The sequence below is a fragment of the Metabacillus sp. FJAT-52054 genome, assembly GCF_037201815.1.
Taxonomy (GTDB): Bacteria; Bacillota; Bacilli; order Bacillales; family Bacillaceae; genus Metabacillus_B; species Metabacillus_B sediminis.
This window is the reverse complement of record NZ_CP147407.1, coordinates 2,153,333-2,171,977: the sequence shown is the minus strand read 5'-3', so window position 1 is coordinate 2,171,977 and position 18,645 is coordinate 2,153,333. Positions and strand designations below refer to the sequence as shown.

Sequence of the window (18,645 nt, the reverse complement as noted above, 5' to 3'; positions counted from 1 at the left end):
CCTTATGCATAGGGAGAGTCATGTGTCTTAGCAGCTTCTGAATAAGGAATATTGCGCGAGCATCCTGTTAAGTTTGGATTGAATTAGAGCGGACAGCTCTGATCTGCAAATTGTCTGAAGGGTTATGCTTATATTAAGGGATTGAATGAAAGTATCGATTTGTTTTTGTACATAGCTTAAAACCTGATTTTCATAGAAGAGGATTTTTCTTTGTATTTTCTCATTCACTTCATTCAATAATGAAAATGAGAAGCTGATCATTTTTCTGTCTGTATCCATCATGAAGTCATTTAGAAGCATGATGACCGCCTCCTTTATTTAACTTTGTCTGTTGATTTCCGCTGCGTTCGATTGCTTAGCGCCTGCAGGGTCTCACGCCACTGCTCCAATCAATTTGACTTGTAATAAAATTTACACAAAATTTACAAAATAATCATGAGAAAGGTGTCGAAACATTTAAATTATTTTTTTAGGACTATAAAAGATTTCCTTTTGCTGTTTAGTTGACGTTTTTACGGCACTCGGACATAATAAAATTCATAATGAGGTGATGATAAATTGAACAAAAATGTAAAGCTGCTGTTAATCATCCTTTTAACAGCCGTTATAAGCTCAGGATTGACTTTGACTTTGGCCAAGCCAGAGACAATTGTGCAGGAAAAAGAAGTGCAGCAAAACCCGGATTTTGCAAAATTAGTGGATACATATGAAAAACTGGAACAAAAATATTATCAGAGAACAGATAAGGTGAAAATGATTGATGGTGCAATCAACGGAATGGTGGAATCCCTTGGCGATCCTTACAGCGCTTATATGAATGCAGAGGATTCGAAGAGCTTTAATGAGACAATTTCCTCTTCCTTTGAAGGAATTGGGGCAGAACTCCAGGAAATTGATGGACAAGTCATGATTGTTTCCCCTATTAAAGGATCTCCTGCAGAAAAAGCAGGTTTAAAGCCGAAAGATAAAATTGTTAAGGTAAATGGGAAAAGTGTTAAGGGCAAGACCGTTAATGATACGGTCGCCTTAATAAGAGGAGAAAAAGGAACAGCGGTTAAAATCGGTATTGAACGCGGCGGCTCCCATGAGCTTGAATTTTCAATCACGAGAGATGAAATTCCAATTGAAACGGTTTACACAAATGTTACGGACGACAACATTGGCCGCATCCAGATTACCACTTTTTCAGAAAGAACAGCAGCTGACTTCAGCAAAGCAGTTAAGGATCTGGAAGAAAAAGAAGTAAAAGGAATTGTGATTGACCTCCGGCAAAACCCAGGCGGTTTAATGGATCAGGCAATCAAGATGAGCGAAATGTTTATACCTGAAGGAAAAAACATTCTTCAGGTTGAAAACAAGGATGGCTCCAGAGAAGCATACCGCTCAGAAAATAAAAACCCTATTACCATTCCTGCCGTAGTGGTAGTCGATGAAGGAACGGCGAGTGCAGGCGAAATTATGGCCGCAGCTCTGAACGAGTCTGCCGATATTCCTCTTTTCGGTGAAAAAACATTTGGAAAAGGGACGATTCAGACAGCAGAAAAATACAAGGATGGTTCTTCCATTAAATTTACCATTGCAAAATGGCTTACACCCGGAGGGACATGGGTTCATAAAAAAGGAATTGAACCAGGTGAAAAAGTTTCTCTTCCTGCGTATGCAAAACTTCCATATTTAGATCCTTCCAAGATGCTGAAACAGGGTGACGCATCAAAAGAAGTCAAAACGGCACAAGCCTTCCTTAATGCTCTAGGGTACAGCACAGAAGAAAACGGAGTATTTGATTCGAAGATGAAAACAGCTGTAATGAACTATCAAAAAGATTACAAGCTGAAACAAACCGGAACGATTGAAAAGGATACGACAGTATCGATGCTGACTTCTTTACAGGAGCTCATTAAGAAACATGATACGCAAATGAACAAAGCAATTGAAGCTTTAAAAAAATAATGAAATGGCCCCTGCACATAATGCGGGGGTTTTTCTATTTTTGGAAGTTATTATTTGACGCATAGAGTGCTTAACCCGTATACTTTATTTGAATCTGAGATGTTTGATGCTGAAGCAATTCCTGTATTCCAATTAAAGGAGAGATTCAACATGTCCAATGTAAACGTTGCAGTTATTTATTACAGTTCCACTGGTACAAATTATCAGCTGGCTAAATGGGCAGAAGAGGGTGCAAAATCTTTTGGTGCAGAAGTTAAAGTACTAAAGGTGAAAGAACTTGCTCCAAAAGAAGCAATTGAATCAAATCCGGCATGGAAAACACACCTTGAAGAAACAGCTAATGTTCCGGAAGCGTCACTCGCAGATCTGGAGTGGGCAGACGCTATCATTTTCAGTGTGCCAACGCGGTTTGGAAACGTTCCGTCACAAATGAAGCAGTATTTGGACACTACAGGGGGATTATGGTTCCAGGGTAAACTTGCCAATAAAGTGGTTAGTGCCATGGCATCAGCAAGCAATCCTCATGGAGGTCAGGAGCAAACCATTTTGAGCCTGTACGCGACCATGTATCATTGGGGAGCCATCGTAGCAGCACCTGGCTACACCGACCAATCTGCATTCACTTCCGGCGGAAATCCATACGGAAACAGTGTGACAGTAGGACAGGACGGCAGAATTCAGGAAGACGTTGTGGAAGCTGTCAAACATCAGGCCAGACGTACGGCAATGATCGCAGCGGCTGTGAAGAATGGACTATAATAAAAAATAGGGGCATTTCCAATAGCCAAACCTTAAGAAAATCTGAATCGTTAACCCAAGAATACTCAATGCATGAGTATTCTTGGGTTTTTCTTTGGTTCAAAGATCTCCCGCAATCAGTAAAACGTTCTGTTTTACCAAAACAGCTTTCTGGACAGGCGTTTATTCATTTCCTTCACGCTCCCGCATACAATGGAATTATTGGAATTGAGGATAGATGGAGTGATATACGTGGAATCTGAACAGGTCGAAAAAGATCGCCTATATAGTTTAAAATCTATGCAAGCTTACTTAAAAGCCAGATCTCCCAAACGGGGAGAAAAGACGATTCCCGCTCTGACAAGTTCAGGGTCTTTCATTAAAGATGAGGAAATGAGCGAGAAACTTATCGAAAAGAGAATGGTATCTCTTTTTAAAAAGAGCGGTCATTCAATCATGGTAACGATGGATAAAAGCCTGCAGGAGGCCGAGATCGCAGGACTTCTGGAAAATGGCATGGACATTGCACGAGTTAATTGCGGCCATGACGGAGTAAAGGAATGGAAGGAAATCATTGAAAGAGTAAGGCGAGCCTCCAATATGACTCATCTGCCATGCAGAATCTATATGGATTTAAGTGGTCCTAAAATAAGAATAACCAAACTCCCAAATAACCTCTCGACCGTCAAAATGCAGTCCGGCGAGGCAATTCGCATCTCTTTAGCCGAATCTGAAAAGATGGCCGGATTGTTCTCTACCAATATGCCAAAAGCCTTCCGTAATGCAAGAAAAGGGGATCGGCTTTTAATAAATGATGGGAAGATACAAGGCACCATTGCATACAAGACGGAGGATCTCATCGTCGCAAATGTTCATCATTACTTAAAAAGGAGTGTCTCTATTAAGGTAAATGATGGCATTAATCTTCCGGATTCGTTATCTTTTCTTCTGCTTCCGGCTATGTCTGAGAAGGATATAAACGAGAGTGCGTTCATTTTCCGCCATGCGGATATTGTGGGTCTTTCCTTTGTCCATACGAAAGAGGATCTGCAGTTTCTAAAAAATTTAATGCTTGAAAAAACAGGAAAAATCCTTCCGATTACAGCGAAAATCGAGACCGAATATGCTGTAAAAAATCTTCCTTCTATTATCTCAGAAGGGCTTAAACATGAAGGCTTTGGGGTGATGGCTGCAAGAGGGGACCTTGCTGTAGAAGCAGGATTTGAAAAGCTTGGACGGCTTCAGGATGACCTAATGAGTCTTTGCTTTCATTCTCAGATACCGCTTATTTATGCAACCGAGGTTTTGGCTTCGCTTGCCAAAACCCGATTGGCAACCCGCCCAGAAATTGTTGATGCCCACCGGTCTTTTAAAGCTGCATGTACCATGCTGAATAAAGGCCCTTTTATCGCAGATGCGGTCAGCATGCTGAAAGGAATAGAGGAAGACCGTAAAGAAAGACTGGAGTTTATCGAGTCTCATGAATTAAAGAACTAAGATTCTTATGGAGGGCTGGAAGAAGCAAATCATTTATATCCGGGTACTGCAAGGAAAAAAAGAAGACCTTTGCGTAAACTTCGCAAAGGTCTTTCCTTTAATACGTTATTATTGAGCTGTATATCCGCCATCAAGCACAACAGCTTGACCTGTTACTCCGCGAGCTTTATCGCTAGAGAGGAAAATTGCATAATCAGCAATTTCTTCAACGCTAAGCAGACGTTTTTGCGGTACTAACGGGTAGATGACTTCTTCCAGAACTTTTTCAAGTGGCACATTACGTGTTTTAGCCAAGTCCTGCATTTGCCCGCGCACTAGCGGAGTATCAACATAACCCGGGCAAAGAGCATTAACCGTGATGCCTTGTTCTGCTCCTTCAAGCGCTGCAACCTTAGTTAGACCAATTACGCCGTGTTTTGCACTATTGTAAGCGGCTTTACCTGCGAATCCTATAAGTCCGTTAATGGAAGACATATTAATGATCCGTCCGAAGCCTTGTTTTTTCATATGAGGGAACACATGCTTAATCGCCATGAATGGGGCAGTCAGCATAATTTTAACTAAAAGTTCGTAACGCTGTGTTGAGAATTCCTCAATTGGTGAAACGTGCTGCATTCCTGCGTTGTTAATAAGAATATCCAGTCTTCCAAAGTGTGAAATGGTCTCATCAATTGCATTTTTCAATTCTTCTTCGTTTGTTACATCACATTTTAGGCCCAGAGTTTGCTTTCCATTTTGTGCCAGAGTTTCTGCTGCTTTTTTAACGCCTTCTTCATTAAGGTCTGTCAAAACAACTTTAGCGCCTTCTGCAGCAAATTTTTCCCCTATTTCATACCCAATTCCTTGTGCAGCTCCAGTAATAAAAACAACTTTATTTTCGACCATGTTTATTTCTCCTCCTATTATTTAGAAATTTATTTAAAATTAGAGAGTTATGCTTTAGAACTCCTAATTTCATGCAATTAGTAAATACCTGCAGATGCAAGCAATATCGAAACAATCAATGCGATTATTGGAATAATCAATCCTACGACCGCAACATCCATATAGGATTCTTTATGCTTTAGTCCCGTAACCGTAAGCAATGTCAATAATGCTCCATTGTGGGGCAGAATGGAAGCTCCGGAAGCGACGGCAGCAATGCGGTGAAAGGCCTCGGGCGCAATGCCTGTTGATTGTGAAAGCTGATAATATTGATCACCTAATGCCTGAAGAGCAATTCCCATTCCTCCGGAAGCGGAGCCTGTAATACTGGCAAGCAGCTCAACAGCAATTGCTGCAGAGATTAGAGGATTCCCTCCAAGGCCCATAATCATATCTGTAATGTTTGAAAAACTAGGAACTGCGGTTACGACGGCTCCAAATCCAACAGCAGCACTCGTATTAATAATGGCCATAACCGAACCTGCAGCTCCGCCGTTAATTGCACTTATAAACAGCTTCATTTTTTTCAAGCTCAAAAGCATGATGATGATGATGCCGATCAATAGCGATGGCAGGATATCGAGCTTGATGACATTTAGTGATAGAACAACTGCTATCAGCGGGATAATGGATATATAGGGATTAGGCAGGTTGGAAGGATCTACTTCCTTTACGTCATTGCCGCCTTTAGGCTCTGTGTATCCTTCTCCCTTTGCCTGCAGCTTTTTACCGCGCCAGGCGAGATAGAAATATCCACAGACTGCCATAATGAGCCCTGCGGCAATCCCTGTAACCGGCCCCGCTAAAGGAGTCGTCTTAAAGTAATCGGTAGGAATGATGTTCTGAATTTGCGGTGTTCCCGGTATTGCTGTCATCGTAAAAGTAAAAGCACCTAAAACGAGTGTTGCCGGGATAAGCTTCCTTGGAAGGTCTGCTGCTTTAAACAATGCAACCGTTAACGGGTAAAGAGCAAACACGACAACAAAAAGGCTTACTCCGCCATATGTTAAGACAGCTGCACCGATTAGTACTCCGAGTATGGCTCTTTTTTTCCCAATGAAATCGGTAATTTTATAAGCAACAGCCTGAGCCATCCCTGTTTCTTCCATTAATTTACCGAATACTGCACCAAGCAGGAAGACAGGGAACCATTTTTTTGTAAAGCCTACAAAGCCCTCCATATAGGTTTCGGTATAGGCAGGCAATAAATCCAGCCCTTCAATCCCTGCGACAAGCAAGGATATGAGCGGTGCTATCCAAATAATGGACCAGCCAAAGTAGGCAAGCACCATCAGCAGAATTAAACCGAGTATGATACTAAACATAAGCACTATCTCCTTGTTCCAATATAGGTATATGATTCCTCAAATCCGTCAAAAGTATTGAAAAAAAACGGGAAAAAGAATAATGGCAAAATGAAAAGCGGGTGGGAGCCCGCTTTTCAGGTTTGTGACTAGAGCCAGACGGATACTTGATCCAGTTTGATTCTGTCACTTTTATGAGCAGGTTTTGCCGCTTTTCCGATGGAAATCAGCATAACCGGTACATATCTTTCTGATATTTTAAATTCTTTGATTAATTCTTCGCCGTTAAAACCGCCGATTGCACATGTGTCGAAACCTTTAGCTTTTGCTGCTAGCATAAGCTGCATAGCTGCTAGGGAAGCATTGCTGTAAGCGGCATCACGGGCATATACAGGGTTTGTATAAGCACCATTGATTTGGCCTGCAAGCGTTTCCTTAATTTCTTTGGACATATGACCGGCATCTACAAGCGGATTGTATACCTGGTCTGTGTTTTTATTTGCTTCCAAGTCGCCTAAAATCGCAACAACTGCTGAAGATTCAACAATTTGATTCTGGCTGTATGCAATTGGCAGAAGGCGTTCTTTTGATTCTGCGCTATGGAATACTAAAAAGTTCCAGTGCTGCAGGTTCCACGCTGATGGAGCTTTAATAGCAGATTCCAGGATCCCGTTTAAATCTTCTTTAGATATGGATTCGGATTTGTCATAATGACGGACGGATGTGCGTTCACCCATTAGGGTCAGCAAATCATCTGCAATGGTTGTTGCCATGGTGTAGCCTCCTTTTGTAAAATGATGGATTTTCGTTTATAATGGACAAAAAGTAACACACTCACTTATTGTAAGTTTGTCGAACGTTGTCTATCATAAAACGTTGTTCAAACAATTGTCAAGAATGAGGCTTGAAAAGGTGGCGATGTTATGGAATTTTCAAATTGTCCGCATATTGAATTTGCTTTTAAGCTGCTTGGTAAACGATGGAACGGAATGATTGTCCACGTGTTAATGGACGGGCCGAAGCGTTTTAAAGATCTCTCTGAAATCATTCCTAGTATTAGCCAAAAAATGCTTGCTGAACGATTAAAAGAATTGGAAGCCGCTGATATGATTAAGCGGATTGTATATCCTGAAACTCCTGTAAAAGTGATTTATATGCTGACCGAAAAGGGTATGGCATTAGAGAACGTTATGAAGGAAGTTCAAATATGGGGCAATCGTTATTGCTAGGAGGTCGCTCAAAGATGGAAGCAAAAACAGTTATTGTAACCGGAGCATCAAACGGAATTGGAGAAGGGGTTGCACGAGCTTACTGCAAAGAGGGATTCAATGTTGTATTAGCTGATTATGATTCCGATAAGGGGAAAGAACTGGAAGCTGAATTACTAAAGCAAAACGACAACGTATTATTTTTAAAAACAGATGTCAGGAATTCTGAGGATATCATTGGCTGTGTGGAAGAGACGGTACGAACATTCGGCGGAATCGATGTTTTGATTAACAACGCAGGAGCAGTCGCGTTCGAGGATCCGCTTGAACTATCCGTGGATGATTGGGATAACATTCTTTCCACAAACCTTCGAAGCGTATTTTTATTTTCAAGAGAGGCAGCTAAGCATATGAAGGACCGAACCGGGGGTTCCATAGTCAACATAGCTTCAACAAGGTCACAAATGTCAGAGCCTCACTCAGAGGCCTATGCAGCATCAAAAGGCGGAATCGTGGCCTTGACACATGCCCTGGCAGCTTCGTTTGCGGATTATTCCATCACTGTAAATGCTATTTCACCAGGCTGGATTCACACAGGTAATTTAGAAGATCTAAGAGAAGTTGATCATTCCCAGCATCTGTCAGGAAGAGTCGGTGAGCCTTCTGATATAGCAGGTGCCTGTCTTTACCTCACTCAAGCTTCAAACAGCTTTGTAAATGGTGCGAACCTTGTCATAGATGGAGGAATGACTCGTAAAATGATTTATGAGCATTGAGGAGGGAGCTTAACCATGCCTTGGAGCAAGCAGGACTATCCGGATTCAATGAAAAACCTTCCTGACAAAACGAGGGAGAAGGCCATCGAAATTGCCAACGCCCTGCTGGAGGATAAATATGATGAAGGCAGAGCAATTGCAATTGCAACTTCTCAAGCAGAGAAATGGGCAGACGGCAGAGAAGAGCCTGGCCAAACATATAAACTTCACAAAAGAGAAGAAAAATGGGTTCTCGAGAAGGAACATAGCAAAAGGGCAAGCTTCTCTTTTGATACAAAAGCAGATGCCCTAAGTAAAGCAAGAGAGCTGGTTCATATTCAAAATGCTTCCATTATGATATACAAAGAGGATGGATCCCGGGATCAGTCAATTAATTAATATCCCTGGTGGGTAAGGGCCCATTCGTTGTCCATGCTAGGTGAATAACCTATGAGTGCAGGCTAACGAAGAGGAGGAATAAACGTGTACCCTTATATGATGCGCGGAAATCCCGGAGGCCCAGGTCCTGGCCCTTACCCGAGGTTTATCCCGTTCGGATTTCCATTTGTCGGCGGGCTGGTGGGAGGGCTGCTGGGCGGTGCAATTGTCGGCAGTTTGGCTCGTCCCCCCTATCCGTTTTATGGCGGCGGTTTCTACGGCGGTTATCCTGGCGGCGGTTTCTACGGAGGCTATCCCGGCGGAGGATTTGCTGGAGGCTATCCAGTGGGATTTGCCGGAGGCGGCTACCCCGGCTACCCAGGTGCGTATTGACCTGTCTACCCTTAATAAGATAGAAGGTATGCCGCTTTCATGCAGGAAGGCGGTTTTTTCCTGTTTAATTAGGTGGCTTTCCACAAATTTTCTATGCTCAACATGCTGCCCGTGGATATCCCAAGCCAATGCAAAAAGCCAAGCGTCATTGGAGACTGGGGCAGTGCGTCCTAATCCAAAGAAAAGAAGCTGATGGCGTTTCAGCTTCTAATGTCACCTTCCGGAATATGAATTTCTGTAACATTTAAATCCTCGTTCTTAATAAATGACAGTTCCAGTTCTTCATCCTGATAGGTCGCTTTTGTTCCTTTTCTGCGGACCAGAAATGGAATTTGAAAGGTTTTTCGCTCTCCTTTTTCAGGGAAATTCTCAAGCGTCAGCTGATGACTGTTATGCTGAATTTTGACATCTCCTGCTATCTTTGCGGGAATTTTTATTTTAAAGTAAATCCGATCTGTGGCCTCATACCAATTTTCAGACGGCGGCGCTTGTTTTTCTTCTCTGTTTTTTGAGAATTGGTAAGGAAATCCGCCAGATTGATCTTGGCCAAAAACCTGCCCCATTACCTCCTGAACGTAATTTTCAACCTGGTTAGGATTCATGCTCTTAAAGAAATCGGGCATTTTCTGCTGATTAAACGGATATTGTTTATTCCATGGAAACATCTAATCATCCTTTCGTTTAGGCGGGCGATAATGCAGTATATGCGGAGTCAAAACCTTTTGCTTGTGAAGGTTCAGGAGGGAAGAGTATAATGTGCATGGAGTAACAGGGAGCGTGAATTAAACTTGCACGAACATGTAAAGCATGACAAAACCGGAATCCTGCTGACGGCCGGTTCTTATTTTTTGTGGGGAATTCTTCCGCTATACTGGAAAGCAGCTGATTCAGTCAGTTCAGAAGAAATCCTGGCACATCGTATTTTCTGGTCTTTTATTTTTATGCTATTGGTTTTAACAGCCGGTAAAAACTGGCCGGCAATGATCCAAACACTGCGGAATATGAAAAAAAGGCCGCTTTTAATCGGATCTCTTATCTTGTCTTCCTTGCTCATAAGCGCAAACTGGTTTGTATACATTTGGGCCGTGAATAACCATCATATTTTGGAAGCCAGTCTTGGATATTATATTAATCCATTAATCAGTGTCCTTCTTGGAATGATTTTTCTGAAAGAAAAGCTGAATGGATGGCAAAAGCTTTCTTTCATCCTGGCACTTACTGGTGTCCTAATCTCAGGCTTTCACTTTGGAAGCTTCCCATGGATTTCAATGATCCTCGCTTTAAGCTTCGGGTTATATGGTCTTACAAAGAAGGTTACGAAGCTGAATGCTTCCATTGGATTGACCTTTGAAACCCTAGCCGTTTTACCTTTTTCAGTAATGTATCTGCTGCATCTTTCACAGACAGGGAAATCATCATTTCTGGCTGGAAGTCTTTCCGTTGATCTGCTGCTGATCGGCGCTGGAATCGTAACCGCTATTCCGCTGCTTCTTTTTGCAACCGGGGCACAGAGAATACCTCTTTACATGACGGGGATTCTTCAATACATTGCTCCTACCTTAACACTCATAGCAGGGCTAACCATCTTTAATGAAACCTTTACACGTGTAGATCTAGTTACATTCACGTTTATCTGGTCTGCCCTTGCCGTTTTTACACTTTCCAGCAGCAAAGCAGCCAGAAGCGTCCACCTTAAAAGAATGAAAAATCGTTCAGCGGATATATAAAATAACGGGGGTGGTAAAATGGAGGATAAGCACCTGCTCGACTGTTATCGGAAAATATGGCACAATCGAAAGCTGGATTCTGATCTCCCTGAAAGAGCTGCACTCGAAGATGCGATGAAAAGAGATCTGCTCGATGAAGGAACCCATCCAAGGGTTAGAAAAAGCCCTGATCAGAAATTTGACATTTCGATCAGCAGGGTTATGGACTCCTCATTAAAAGAAGAGGAGAAAATGGAGCTTGCTGCGGGCTACGCTGCTGTGCTGGCAATATTAAAAGAAGGGACCTCAAGTTAAAGGGTTCAGGCTTATTGCATCGGTGAATTCTGAATCATCCATTCGCTAGCCGAAGCATTGCGAACACAGCCATAAGAAATGATTAATAAAAGGAGCTTTAGTATGAAACCTATTATACCTAATGAGATTCAAGAATACCTGGATCAGCATGCAAATAAAGAAGTATACATTCATCTTGAAACGACAACCGGCGCATACAATGCTCACCAGAATGAAAACAGCATGACAGTCGTGGCATTCATCCGAAACGCCAAGTTCCGCTACTCACTTGCTAAAATCACCGGTTTTGGACCTTTCAGAGTAGGATTGAAAATGGAGGAAGGCTGGACTTATGCAGAAGGTTTAACGGATTTTACAGTAGATGAACAAAACCGCTTGATTCTTGCCGGTCATCACCCTGACGGTAAACTTGCCATTGCGCTGCAAATCAGTACTGTGCCATTTCCATCTTAATAAAAGGAGTTTTTTAATATGAGTGAACATGTGTTAGTTGTATTGCCGCATCCTGATGATGAATCATTTGGGGTTGCCGGTTTAATTGCTTTAAAACGAAAAGCAGGGGTTCCTGTTACATATGCATGCGGAACGCTGGGAGAAATGGGCAGAAATATGGGGAGTCCATTATTTGCTAACCGCGAGACGCTGCCTCTAATCCGAAAAAGGGAATTGCAGGATGCATGCCGGGCCATGGGTGTTACGGATTTAAGAATGCTTGGCATGAGGGATAAAACACTTGAGTTCGAAGATATTGATCTTTTCGCTGACCGCATTGAAGCGATCATTCAAGAGGTAAAACCGACACTGATTGTCACGTTTTATCCGGACCATGGGGTTCATCCAGATCACGATGCTACTGGCAGAGCAGTTATCCATGCACTTAAAAGAATGCCTGCTGAAGAACGTCCAGTGACATACTGCCTGGCTATAACGAAAAATAGAGAAGACGTTTTAGGTGCTCCGAATGTAATACTGGATATAAGGGAAGTAGCTGAAACAAAAATGGAAGCATTAAAAGCACATCGTTCGCAGACAGAAGGCTTAATAAGGCAAATGGAAGAAGACTTTAAAAAAGGCGTCCCTCAAGTCATGAACTGGTTTGAGACGGAAACCTACTGGCATTATCAATGGAACGAATAAGACATGAAAAAACCAGCCCGGACATTCAGGACTGGTTTTTATTATTGAAAATTTTTCGAAGGACGATCCTGAACAAGTTTTTGGGTTCTTCCAAGTCTCAGTGAAAGCCCGATTGCCCCTGAAGCAAGACCTGCGATTAGGCCAATCCAATATCCAAATGCTTGAAGGCTTGTATATTGGGCCAGGACATATCCCAATGGAAGCCCGATTGCCCAATAAGAAATCAGGGCAGTATAAAAGGTGAATCGAACATCTTTATAACCTCGCAGGGCTCCTTGAATCGGTGCCGCAATTGCATCCGACATTTGAAAGAAAACCGCATAGATCAAAAATGTTTTTGTTAATTGGAGAACCTCAGCATTTTCGGTATAAATCGAGGCAATAAAATCTCTGAAAAAGAAAATGACGGCTGCAGTTATAAGCGACAGGCAAATTCCCATTAAAATTCCGAGATAACTGTACTCCTTTGCATCCTTCCATCTTTTTGCACCCGCTTCAAACCCGATTACAATCGTTAATGCCATTGAAATCGACAGTGGAATCATGTATAGGAATGATGCGAAATTCATTGCTGCCTGGTGTGAGGCAATTGTGACTGTATTGTATTCGCTCATAAACAATGTCACCGCCGCGAAAATACTTGTTTCAAAAAAGATGGCAAATCCGATTGGCATCCCAATCGCTAAAATTTCTCTCCATTTTTGCAACGAGACTTTATAAAAATTCGAAAAGAGGGAAAAAGAAGCGAAGGAAGGGTGTTTGGTTAAAATAATGATCGTTATAATCGCTGTAATCCAATAGGTAATACATGTAGCAACTCCGGCTCCGGCTCCCCCAAGCTTGGGAAAACCAAAATTGCCGAAAATAAACAAATAATTTAAGACAAAGTTTACTGGGAGTGCTGTCAGTGTAATCCACATGGAAATACGCGTCATGCCGAGCGAATCAATAAAACCTCTGAGGACTCCGTAAAGAAAAAGCGGCAAGGTCCCGAAGGAAAGGGCGATTAAATAATTTTTTGCGATTGCTTCCACCTTTCCTTCCAATGGGAGAAAGGAGAGCAGTGGGCCAAGAATAAAAGATCCAGCCGCAATAACAAGAACCGTCATGAAAATGGACAGGTAAAGACCCTGAATGACGGTAAAAGGTATGTCTTTTGTCTTTTTAGCTCCTGCAAGCTGTCCGACCAAAGGTGTAATCGCCATAAAAATTCCGCTTAGTCCCGTATAAACCGGAACCCAAATACTTGAACCAACTGCCACTCCGGCAAGGTCCTCCGGACTAACCTTGCCTGACATCGTTGTATCAAGAAAAGTCATAGAGTAAAGACCAAGCTGGGTAATAAGAATAGGAAGCAGGATGATGCTGAATTGCCTGAATTTTTCTGAATATGTAGGTGCAGAATGCATAGGTTTACCTCTTCTGTTCATTGACATAATGAAGGAATTATATCATGAATCCGAGGAACGCTACTGCTTTTGTTTATGGTTTTTTGAAGAATTACCTTTGAACATCCGGTAATAAAAACACCCAAGAATGACTGTACCTGATAGAGAAAAAACATATTGGAATATTTTTGCTATCGTCATCACTTATGCTCCTTATCAATATCTTTTAAACGGTATTAGTATGTACCACCATTTTCCATTCGATTCGCTTTCATGTTTAGACGCATAAGGCTTATCCTACAATAAAGGAGCGAAATGTATGAGCAAACCTGAAGAAATTGTCATTATTGATGATATAAAGAGCAGCATTGAACGGAATTTGACCGAAATTATAGCCGGCTCTCAAAAAATTCTTGGGGAACTTGGTAACAGTGAAAGCTGTCTGTTATGTGAACTGGATGAAATCAATGGCCGCTTTCAAATGATTCAATCATCGGCATCCACCTTCTATCTTCAAGTGTATCTGTCAACCTATACTGAAAGCTTCCATGCTCTTGCATCGGCTATGCAAAATTTGTCAAATAAACACCATGGAGGATTAATTATCGTGGAGAGAGGGGAACCGGTTGCTCCTTATATCCGAAATGGGGTAAACGTGCAGGCGGAGCTGTCTGCTTCTCTGGCTGAAAGTATTTTTTATCCTGGAAATCCTCTTCACGACGGGGCCATGCTCGTAAAGGGAGATAAGATTGTATCCGCCGCCAATATTCTTCCATTGTCTGAAATTTCATCAGGCGGAAGCAAACTTGGAACGAGACACAGAGCTGCTATTGGCTTGACGGAAAAAACGGATGCTGTCGTGCTGATTGTTTCGGAGGAAACAGGGAAAATGTCATTTGCAAAGGATGGAACGATTTATCCGATAAGTACAAATAATCTTTAAATTGCAACCTTTGATAAAGTTCTTTCATCGCTTTTAAATGTGAGATATAATGGCGGATATGTTTTATTTGAGGAGGTATGAGGTTGAACAGGCTACTTGATCAATTTTTTAAATTAACAGAGCGCAAAACGACCGTAAAGAGAGAATTTCTTGCTGCCCTTACGACATTTGTGACTGTAAGCTATATTATCCTTGTAAATCCTGTGATTTTATCTGAGGCAGGCATTCCGAAAGAAGCAGCCCTCGCTGCGACCATATTCGGTATTGTCATTACAAGTATGATTATGGGATTATGGGCAAATCTCCCAATTGTAATCGGACCCGGCATGGGACTTAATGCATTTTTTACATATACCGTTGTTTTAAAGCAGGGACTTTCATGGGAAACCGCTCTCGGCGCCGTATTTATTTCGGGTCTATGCTTTTTCCTTCTTTCAATCTTCGGAATCAGTGAAAAAGTTGTTAAAGCCATACCTAAAACACTTAAAGCATCCATTACAGCCGGAATTGGATTATTTATCGCTTTCATCGGATTAAAAAACGGCGGAATTGTTGTCCCGGATGAAGCCACTTTTGTTGCTTTAGGGGATATGACGAATATTGGAACGATCCTTGCCATTTCAGGAATCGTTCTCACAGCCGTATTAACTGCGCTGAATGTAAGAGGCGGAATTATTTTGTCCATCCTGATCATCTCGGCAGCATCGATGGTGCTGGGAAATTCACCATCACCTCAAGGCATTTCTGATTTTCTTTCCTTCCAGATCCCGTCGATTGAACCGACGTTTATGGCAATGGACCTTAAAGCTGCCATCGGTTACGGAATCCTTTCCATCATCTTCTCTTTCACGATTGTGGAACTGTTTGATACCCTTGCAACCCTCATTGGATTGACGAAAAAAGCAAATCTGACCGATGAACATGGCAACGTTCCTAATATGAACCGCGCTCTAACAACAGGAGCATTTGGAACAATGGTAAGTGCTGTGCTGGGAAGTACGGCGATGAACACTTACGTAGAAAATGCCACCGGGATAGCAGCAGGTGCAAGAACTGGCTTAAAGGCGATTTTCGCTGCCCTTTTATTCCTGCTTACACTGCTGTTCGCGCCGCTTATTCAATTTATTCCGAGTGTCGCCACAGCACCTGCGCTCATCATCATCGGAGCTTTTATGCTGACAGAGCTGAAAGAAGTAGACTTCGATGATTTAACAGAATTGATCCCGGCGTTCCTTGCATTAATTATGATGCCCCTCACTTACTCAATAGCTGAGGGAGTGGCCTTTGGATTTCTTTCTTACACGCTGATCAAACTCTTCACGGGACGTGCAAAAGAACTGCATTGGCTCATGTATCTGATTTCAGCAGCATTTATCGTTAATTTCTTTTTAATCGGCTAAAAATACAGGGCACGCCCTGTATTTTTTTTGTTGTTAGAACACTTGGCAGAACTTAATTATTTGAAGGAATTTGCGCTTTTATATTTAAAATTTCGGGTGGCGAAATACTTTCGCTGGTGCTATAGTTAATGCATCATACAAAAAATGGAGATATCATATGTGGAAAAATAAAAATGTTTGGATTGTTTTAGCCGGGGAGTTCATTGCCGGTCTTGGTTTGTGGATGGGAATCATCGGAAATCTGGAATTTATGCAGACCTATATTCCTTCCGATTTCTTAAAATCACTTTTATTAATAGCAGGACTTTTAGCAGGTGTGGCTGTAGGTCCGATGGCCGGCAGAATGATTGACAGCCGGTCAAAAAAGAAGGTTCTTATTGTTTCAGGAATTGGACGAATGCTCAGCGTATTCTTTATGTTTGCAGCCATTTCCTATGGCTCTGTCTGGCTTATGCTCTTATTTTTAATTGGCATTCAAATCTCTGCAGCCTTTTACTTTCCTGCTCTGCAGGCTGCCATCCCATTAATTGTTAAAGAACAGGAACTGGTCCAAATGAATGGTGTTCACATGAATGTCGCCACTCTTGCCCGGGTCATCGGAACGGCACTCGCCGGTATCCTTCTCGCTTATTTAAGCCTGAGTATGCTATATGCCATGTCCATGGCGGCTTATGGAGTTCTTCTATTTGCCACATTCTTTCTGAAGTTTGAAGAAGATGAAAAAAGCATTCAGAATCGTAATGGCAAACAGGGGGGATTTTTGGAGGTAATGCCGATTTTAAAAGCCTCTCCCATCGCGCTGACTGCCCTGGTACTGACCATTATTCCCATGCTCTTCATTGGCGGCTTTAACCTCATGGTTATTAACATTAGCGAGCTGCAGGACAGCACAGCTGTAAAGGGACTGCTTTACACTGTGGAAGGACTAAGTTTCATGCTGGGAGCCTTATTTGTTAAAAAGCTGTCTGACCGTTACAACCATGTAGCGTTAATGATTTTGTTCTCTTTTGTAACCTCAATAGCTCATCTTTCGTTGTTTTTCAGTGACCATTTTTGGATGTCGCTCGTCTCGTTTGGCTTATTCGGATTAAGCGTCGGCTGTTTTTTCCCGATTGCTTCTACGATCTTTCAAACAAGAATTGAGAAGGAATATCATGGGCGCTTCTTTTCTTTCCGGAACATGCTGGACCGAATCATGTTTCAGGTCGTGCTTCTAGGAACAGGGCTTCTTCTTGATACCATCGGTCTGCAATACATGGTAGTTGTGTTCGGAGCAGGATCACTTGCTCTTGTGCTGATCTATGGCAGCAGCCAGTTGAGAAATCTGGGCAAGCAGGATGATACTATCTCATTTTCCGAGCAGAAAAAAGCCAGCAGCTGAACAGTCTATTACAGACTGTTTTTTTTTGTTGTTTAATATCTTTAAAAGTACTCAATTGGTAGCGGGCGCCAGAGGACAAGCTTAAAAAATTGAATGACTCTAAGCACATGCGCGCTTGCTGCCAGTTTCAATTGCAGAAATGAAGGGAAGAAGAGGGAAGGGCCATACAGAGTGTCCGATATCGATGCGAATGAGCGATATATAAGGTGCAGCGTCCGATATATGGGCGCGAGAGTCCGATATCCCAGACTGAGTGAGCGATATCCAATGCGGAGTGTCCGATATCGATGCGAATGGGCGATAGATCAGGTGCAGTGTCCGATATATGGGCCGGAGCGTCCGATATCCCGTACTGAGTGAGCGATATCCAATGCGGAGTGTCCGATATCGATGCGAATGGGCGATATATAAGGTGCAGTGTCCGATATATGGGCGCGAGAGTCCAATATCCCGTACTGAGAGAGCGATATTGATGCGAATGAGCGATAGATTAGGTTCAGCGTCCGATATATGGGAGCGAGAGTCCGATATCCCGTACTGAGTGAGCAATATCCAATGCGGAGTGTCCGATATCGATGCGAATGGGCGATAGATCAGGTGCAGTGTCCGATATCGATACGAATGAGCGATAGATCAGGTGCAGTGTCCGATATATGGGCCCGAGAGTCCTATATCCCGTACTGAGAGAGCGATATTGATGCGAATGAGCGATAGATTAGGTTCAGCGTCCGATATATGGGAGCGAGAGTCCGATATCCCGTACTGAGTGAGCGATATCCAATGCGGAGTGTCCGATATCCAATGCGGAGTGTCCGATATCGATGCGAATGAGCGATATATAAGGTGTAGCGTCCGATATATGGGCGCGAGAGTCCGATATCCCGTACTGAGTGAGCGATATCCAATGCCGATTGTCCGATATAGATGCGAATGGGCGATAGATCAGGTGCAGCGTCCGATAACTGTGCGCGAGTGTCCGATATCCCGTACTGAGTGAGCGATATCTAATGCCAAGTGTCCGATATAGATGCGAATGAGCGATACATAAGGTGCAGTGTCCGATTTATGGGCCAGAGAGTCCGATAACCGGTACTGAGTGAGCGATATCCAATGCCGAGCGTCCGATATCGATGCGAATGGGCGATAGATTAGGTGCAGTGTCCGATATCCCGTACTGAGTGAGCGATATCCAATGCCGAGTGTCCGATATCGATGCGAATGGGCGATA

Annotated in this window: 20 protein-coding genes; 14 read left to right on the top strand and 6 right to left on the bottom strand. The window is 42.7% G+C overall.

Annotated features, from left to right (window positions below):
• Positions 1 to 27: 27 nt before the first annotated feature.
• Positions 28 to 300: a hypothetical protein gene (locus tag WCV65_RS11355; RefSeq protein ID WP_035406332.1), complete on the bottom strand. Its 273-nt coding sequence runs from the start codon at positions 298 to 300 to the stop codon at positions 28 to 30.
• A 258-nt stretch (positions 301 to 558) separates the two neighbouring features.
• Here WCV65_RS11355 and WCV65_RS11350 point away from each other — a divergent pair, with 258 nt between their 5' ends.
• The 3 genes from WCV65_RS11350 to WCV65_RS11340 all read left to right on the top strand — a co-directional run bounded on the left by WCV65_RS11350 (position 559) and on the right by WCV65_RS11340 (position 4,185).
• Positions 559 to 1,950, top strand: a complete 1,392-nt coding sequence (locus WCV65_RS11350) for a S41 family peptidase (protein ID WP_338776543.1) — start codon at positions 559 to 561, stop codon at positions 1,948 to 1,950.
• Between the two features lie 150 nt (positions 1,951 to 2,100).
• Entirely contained in the window at positions 2,101 to 2,709 is a 609-nt protein-coding gene (gene wrbA / locus WCV65_RS11345) for an NAD(P)H:quinone oxidoreductase (protein ID WP_035406434.1), read from the top strand.
• A 231-nt stretch (positions 2,710 to 2,940) separates the two neighbouring features.
• Positions 2,941 to 4,185, top strand: a complete 1,245-nt coding sequence (locus tag WCV65_RS11340) for a pyruvate kinase (protein WP_338776539.1) — start codon at positions 2,941 to 2,943, stop codon at positions 4,183 to 4,185.
• A 108-nt stretch (positions 4,186 to 4,293) separates the two neighbouring features.
• Here WCV65_RS11340 and WCV65_RS11335 read toward each other — a convergent pair whose 3' ends face one another.
• The 3 genes from WCV65_RS11335 to WCV65_RS11325 all read right to left on the bottom strand — a co-directional run bounded on the left by WCV65_RS11335 (position 4,294) and on the right by WCV65_RS11325 (position 7,186).
• Positions 4,294 to 5,070: a 3-hydroxybutyrate dehydrogenase gene (locus WCV65_RS11335; RefSeq protein WP_338776536.1), complete on the bottom strand. Its 777-nt coding sequence runs from the start codon at positions 5,068 to 5,070 to the stop codon at positions 4,294 to 4,296.
• A 77-nt stretch (positions 5,071 to 5,147) separates the two neighbouring features.
• Positions 5,148 to 6,434: a GntP family permease gene (locus tag WCV65_RS11330; protein ID WP_338776533.1), complete on the bottom strand. Its 1,287-nt coding sequence runs from the start codon at positions 6,432 to 6,434 to the stop codon at positions 5,148 to 5,150.
• A 128-nt stretch (positions 6,435 to 6,562) separates the two neighbouring features.
• On the bottom strand, positions 6,563 to 7,186 hold the full coding sequence (locus tag WCV65_RS11325) for a nitroreductase family protein (protein WP_338776531.1): 624 nt from the start codon (positions 7,184 to 7,186) through the stop codon (positions 6,563 to 6,565).
• A 150-nt stretch (positions 7,187 to 7,336) separates the two neighbouring features.
• On the opposite strand from WCV65_RS11325, the gene WCV65_RS11320 reads away from it, so the two are divergent.
• The 4 genes from WCV65_RS11320 to WCV65_RS11305 all read left to right on the top strand — a co-directional run bounded on the left by WCV65_RS11320 (position 7,337) and on the right by WCV65_RS11305 (position 9,147).
• Positions 7,337 to 7,642 (top strand): winged helix-turn-helix transcriptional regulator, encoded by a 306-nt coding sequence (locus WCV65_RS11320; protein ID WP_338776528.1) that lies wholly within the window; start codon positions 7,337 to 7,339, stop codon positions 7,640 to 7,642.
• A 14-nt stretch (positions 7,643 to 7,656) separates the two neighbouring features.
• Positions 7,657 to 8,397, top strand: a complete 741-nt coding sequence (locus tag WCV65_RS11315; RefSeq protein ID WP_338776526.1) for a glucose 1-dehydrogenase — start codon at positions 7,657 to 7,659, stop codon at positions 8,395 to 8,397.
• 15 nt (positions 8,398 to 8,412) lie between these two features.
• Positions 8,413 to 8,775, top strand: coding sequence for a DUF2188 domain-containing protein (locus tag WCV65_RS11310; protein ID WP_338776524.1), 363 nt, complete (start codon positions 8,413 to 8,415; stop codon positions 8,773 to 8,775).
• An 84-nt stretch (positions 8,776 to 8,859) separates the two neighbouring features.
• A complete protein-coding gene (locus WCV65_RS11305; RefSeq protein WP_338776522.1) occupies positions 8,860 to 9,147 on the top strand; it encodes a hypothetical protein in 288 nt (95 codons plus the stop codon).
• A 200-nt stretch (positions 9,148 to 9,347) separates the two neighbouring features.
• Here the strand turns inward: WCV65_RS11305 and WCV65_RS11300 are convergent, their stop codons facing one another.
• Positions 9,348 to 9,812, bottom strand: a complete 465-nt coding sequence (locus WCV65_RS11300; RefSeq protein ID WP_035406359.1) for a hypothetical protein — start codon at positions 9,810 to 9,812, stop codon at positions 9,348 to 9,350.
• A 123-nt stretch (positions 9,813 to 9,935) separates the two neighbouring features.
• Between WCV65_RS11300 and rarD the strand changes: the two genes are divergently transcribed.
• The 4 genes from rarD (at position 9,936) to bshB2 (ending at position 12,305) form a co-directional block, all read left to right on the top strand.
• Complete coding sequence (gene rarD / locus WCV65_RS11295; protein WP_338776520.1) at positions 9,936 to 10,874, top strand: EamA family transporter RarD; 939 nt, start codon at positions 9,936 to 9,938, stop codon at positions 10,872 to 10,874.
• An 18-nt stretch (positions 10,875 to 10,892) separates the two neighbouring features.
• Positions 10,893 to 11,168, top strand: coding sequence for a hypothetical protein (locus tag WCV65_RS11290; protein WP_035406364.1), 276 nt, complete (start codon positions 10,893 to 10,895; stop codon positions 11,166 to 11,168).
• A gap of 102 nt (positions 11,169 to 11,270) precedes the next feature.
• Complete coding sequence (locus WCV65_RS11285; RefSeq protein WP_338776517.1) at positions 11,271 to 11,621, top strand: YojF family protein; 351 nt, start codon at positions 11,271 to 11,273, stop codon at positions 11,619 to 11,621.
• Between the two features lie 18 nt (positions 11,622 to 11,639).
• Positions 11,640 to 12,305 carry a bacillithiol biosynthesis deacetylase BshB2 gene (gene bshB2 / locus WCV65_RS11280; protein ID WP_035406370.1) on the top strand — a complete coding sequence of 222 codons (666 nt, stop codon included), beginning with the start codon at positions 11,640 to 11,642 and terminating at the stop codon, positions 12,303 to 12,305.
• Between the two features lie 41 nt (positions 12,306 to 12,346).
• Here the strand turns inward: bshB2 and WCV65_RS11275 are convergent, their stop codons facing one another.
• Complete coding sequence (locus WCV65_RS11275) at positions 12,347 to 13,714, bottom strand: MATE family efflux transporter (protein WP_338776516.1); 1,368 nt, start codon at positions 13,712 to 13,714, stop codon at positions 12,347 to 12,349.
• Positions 13,715 to 14,012: 298 nt separating this feature from the next.
• Here WCV65_RS11275 and cdaS point away from each other — a divergent pair, with 298 nt between their 5' ends.
• The 3 genes from cdaS (at position 14,013) to WCV65_RS11260 (ending at position 17,417) form a co-directional block, all read left to right on the top strand.
• The gene (gene cdaS, locus WCV65_RS11270; RefSeq protein ID WP_051860628.1) at positions 14,013 to 14,636 is read left to right on the top strand and encodes a sporulation-specific diadenylate cyclase CdaS; all 624 of its coding nucleotides are present in this window, start codon (positions 14,013 to 14,015) and stop codon (positions 14,634 to 14,636) included.
• 77 nt (positions 14,637 to 14,713) lie between these two features.
• Entirely contained in the window at positions 14,714 to 16,036 is a 1,323-nt protein-coding gene (locus WCV65_RS11265; RefSeq protein ID WP_338776515.1) for an NCS2 family permease, read from the top strand.
• Between the two features lie 157 nt (positions 16,037 to 16,193).
• Positions 16,194 to 17,417, top strand: a complete 1,224-nt coding sequence (locus WCV65_RS11260) for an MFS transporter (RefSeq protein ID WP_338776514.1) — start codon at positions 16,194 to 16,196, stop codon at positions 17,415 to 17,417.
• Positions 17,418 to 18,645: the final 1,228 nt, after the last annotated feature.

Coding starts and splice junctions, on each gene's coding strand:
- WCV65_RS11355 (WP_035406332.1), bottom strand. CDS start 300: ATGCTTCTAAATGACTTCATGATGGATACAGACAGAAAAATGATCAGC.
- wrbA (WP_035406434.1), top strand. CDS start 2,101: ATGTCCAATGTAAACGTTGCAGTTATTTATTACAGTTCCACTGGTACA.
- WCV65_RS11335 (WP_338776536.1), bottom strand. CDS start 5,070: ATGGTCGAAAATAAAGTTGTTTTTATTACTGGAGCTGCACAAGGAATT.
- WCV65_RS11330 (WP_338776533.1), bottom strand. CDS start 6,434: ATGTTTAGTATCATACTCGGTTTAATTCTGCTGATGGTGCTTGCCTAC.
- WCV65_RS11325 (WP_338776531.1), bottom strand. CDS start 7,186: ATGGCAACAACCATTGCAGATGATTTGCTGACCCTAATGGGTGAACGC.
- WCV65_RS11320 (WP_338776528.1), top strand. CDS start 7,337: ATGGAATTTTCAAATTGTCCGCATATTGAATTTGCTTTTAAGCTGCTT.
- WCV65_RS11315 (WP_338776526.1), top strand. CDS start 7,657: ATGGAAGCAAAAACAGTTATTGTAACCGGAGCATCAAACGGAATTGGA.
- WCV65_RS11310 (WP_338776524.1), top strand. CDS start 8,413: ATGCCTTGGAGCAAGCAGGACTATCCGGATTCAATGAAAAACCTTCCT.
- WCV65_RS11300 (WP_035406359.1), bottom strand. CDS start 9,812: ATGTTTCCATGGAATAAACAATATCCGTTTAATCAGCAGAAAATGCCC.
- WCV65_RS11290 (WP_035406364.1), top strand. CDS start 10,893: ATGGAGGATAAGCACCTGCTCGACTGTTATCGGAAAATATGGCACAAT.
- WCV65_RS11285 (WP_338776517.1), top strand. CDS start 11,271: ATGAAACCTATTATACCTAATGAGATTCAAGAATACCTGGATCAGCAT.
- bshB2 (WP_035406370.1), top strand. CDS start 11,640: ATGAGTGAACATGTGTTAGTTGTATTGCCGCATCCTGATGATGAATCA.
- WCV65_RS11275 (WP_338776516.1), bottom strand. CDS start 13,714: ATGCATTCTGCACCTACATATTCAGAAAAATTCAGGCAATTCAGCATC.
- cdaS (WP_051860628.1), top strand. CDS start 14,013: ATGAGCAAACCTGAAGAAATTGTCATTATTGATGATATAAAGAGCAGC.
- WCV65_RS11265 (WP_338776515.1), top strand. CDS start 14,714: ATGAGGTTGAACAGGCTACTTGATCAATTTTTTAAATTAACAGAGCGC.
- WCV65_RS11260 (WP_338776514.1), top strand. CDS start 16,194: ATGTGGAAAAATAAAAATGTTTGGATTGTTTTAGCCGGGGAGTTCATT.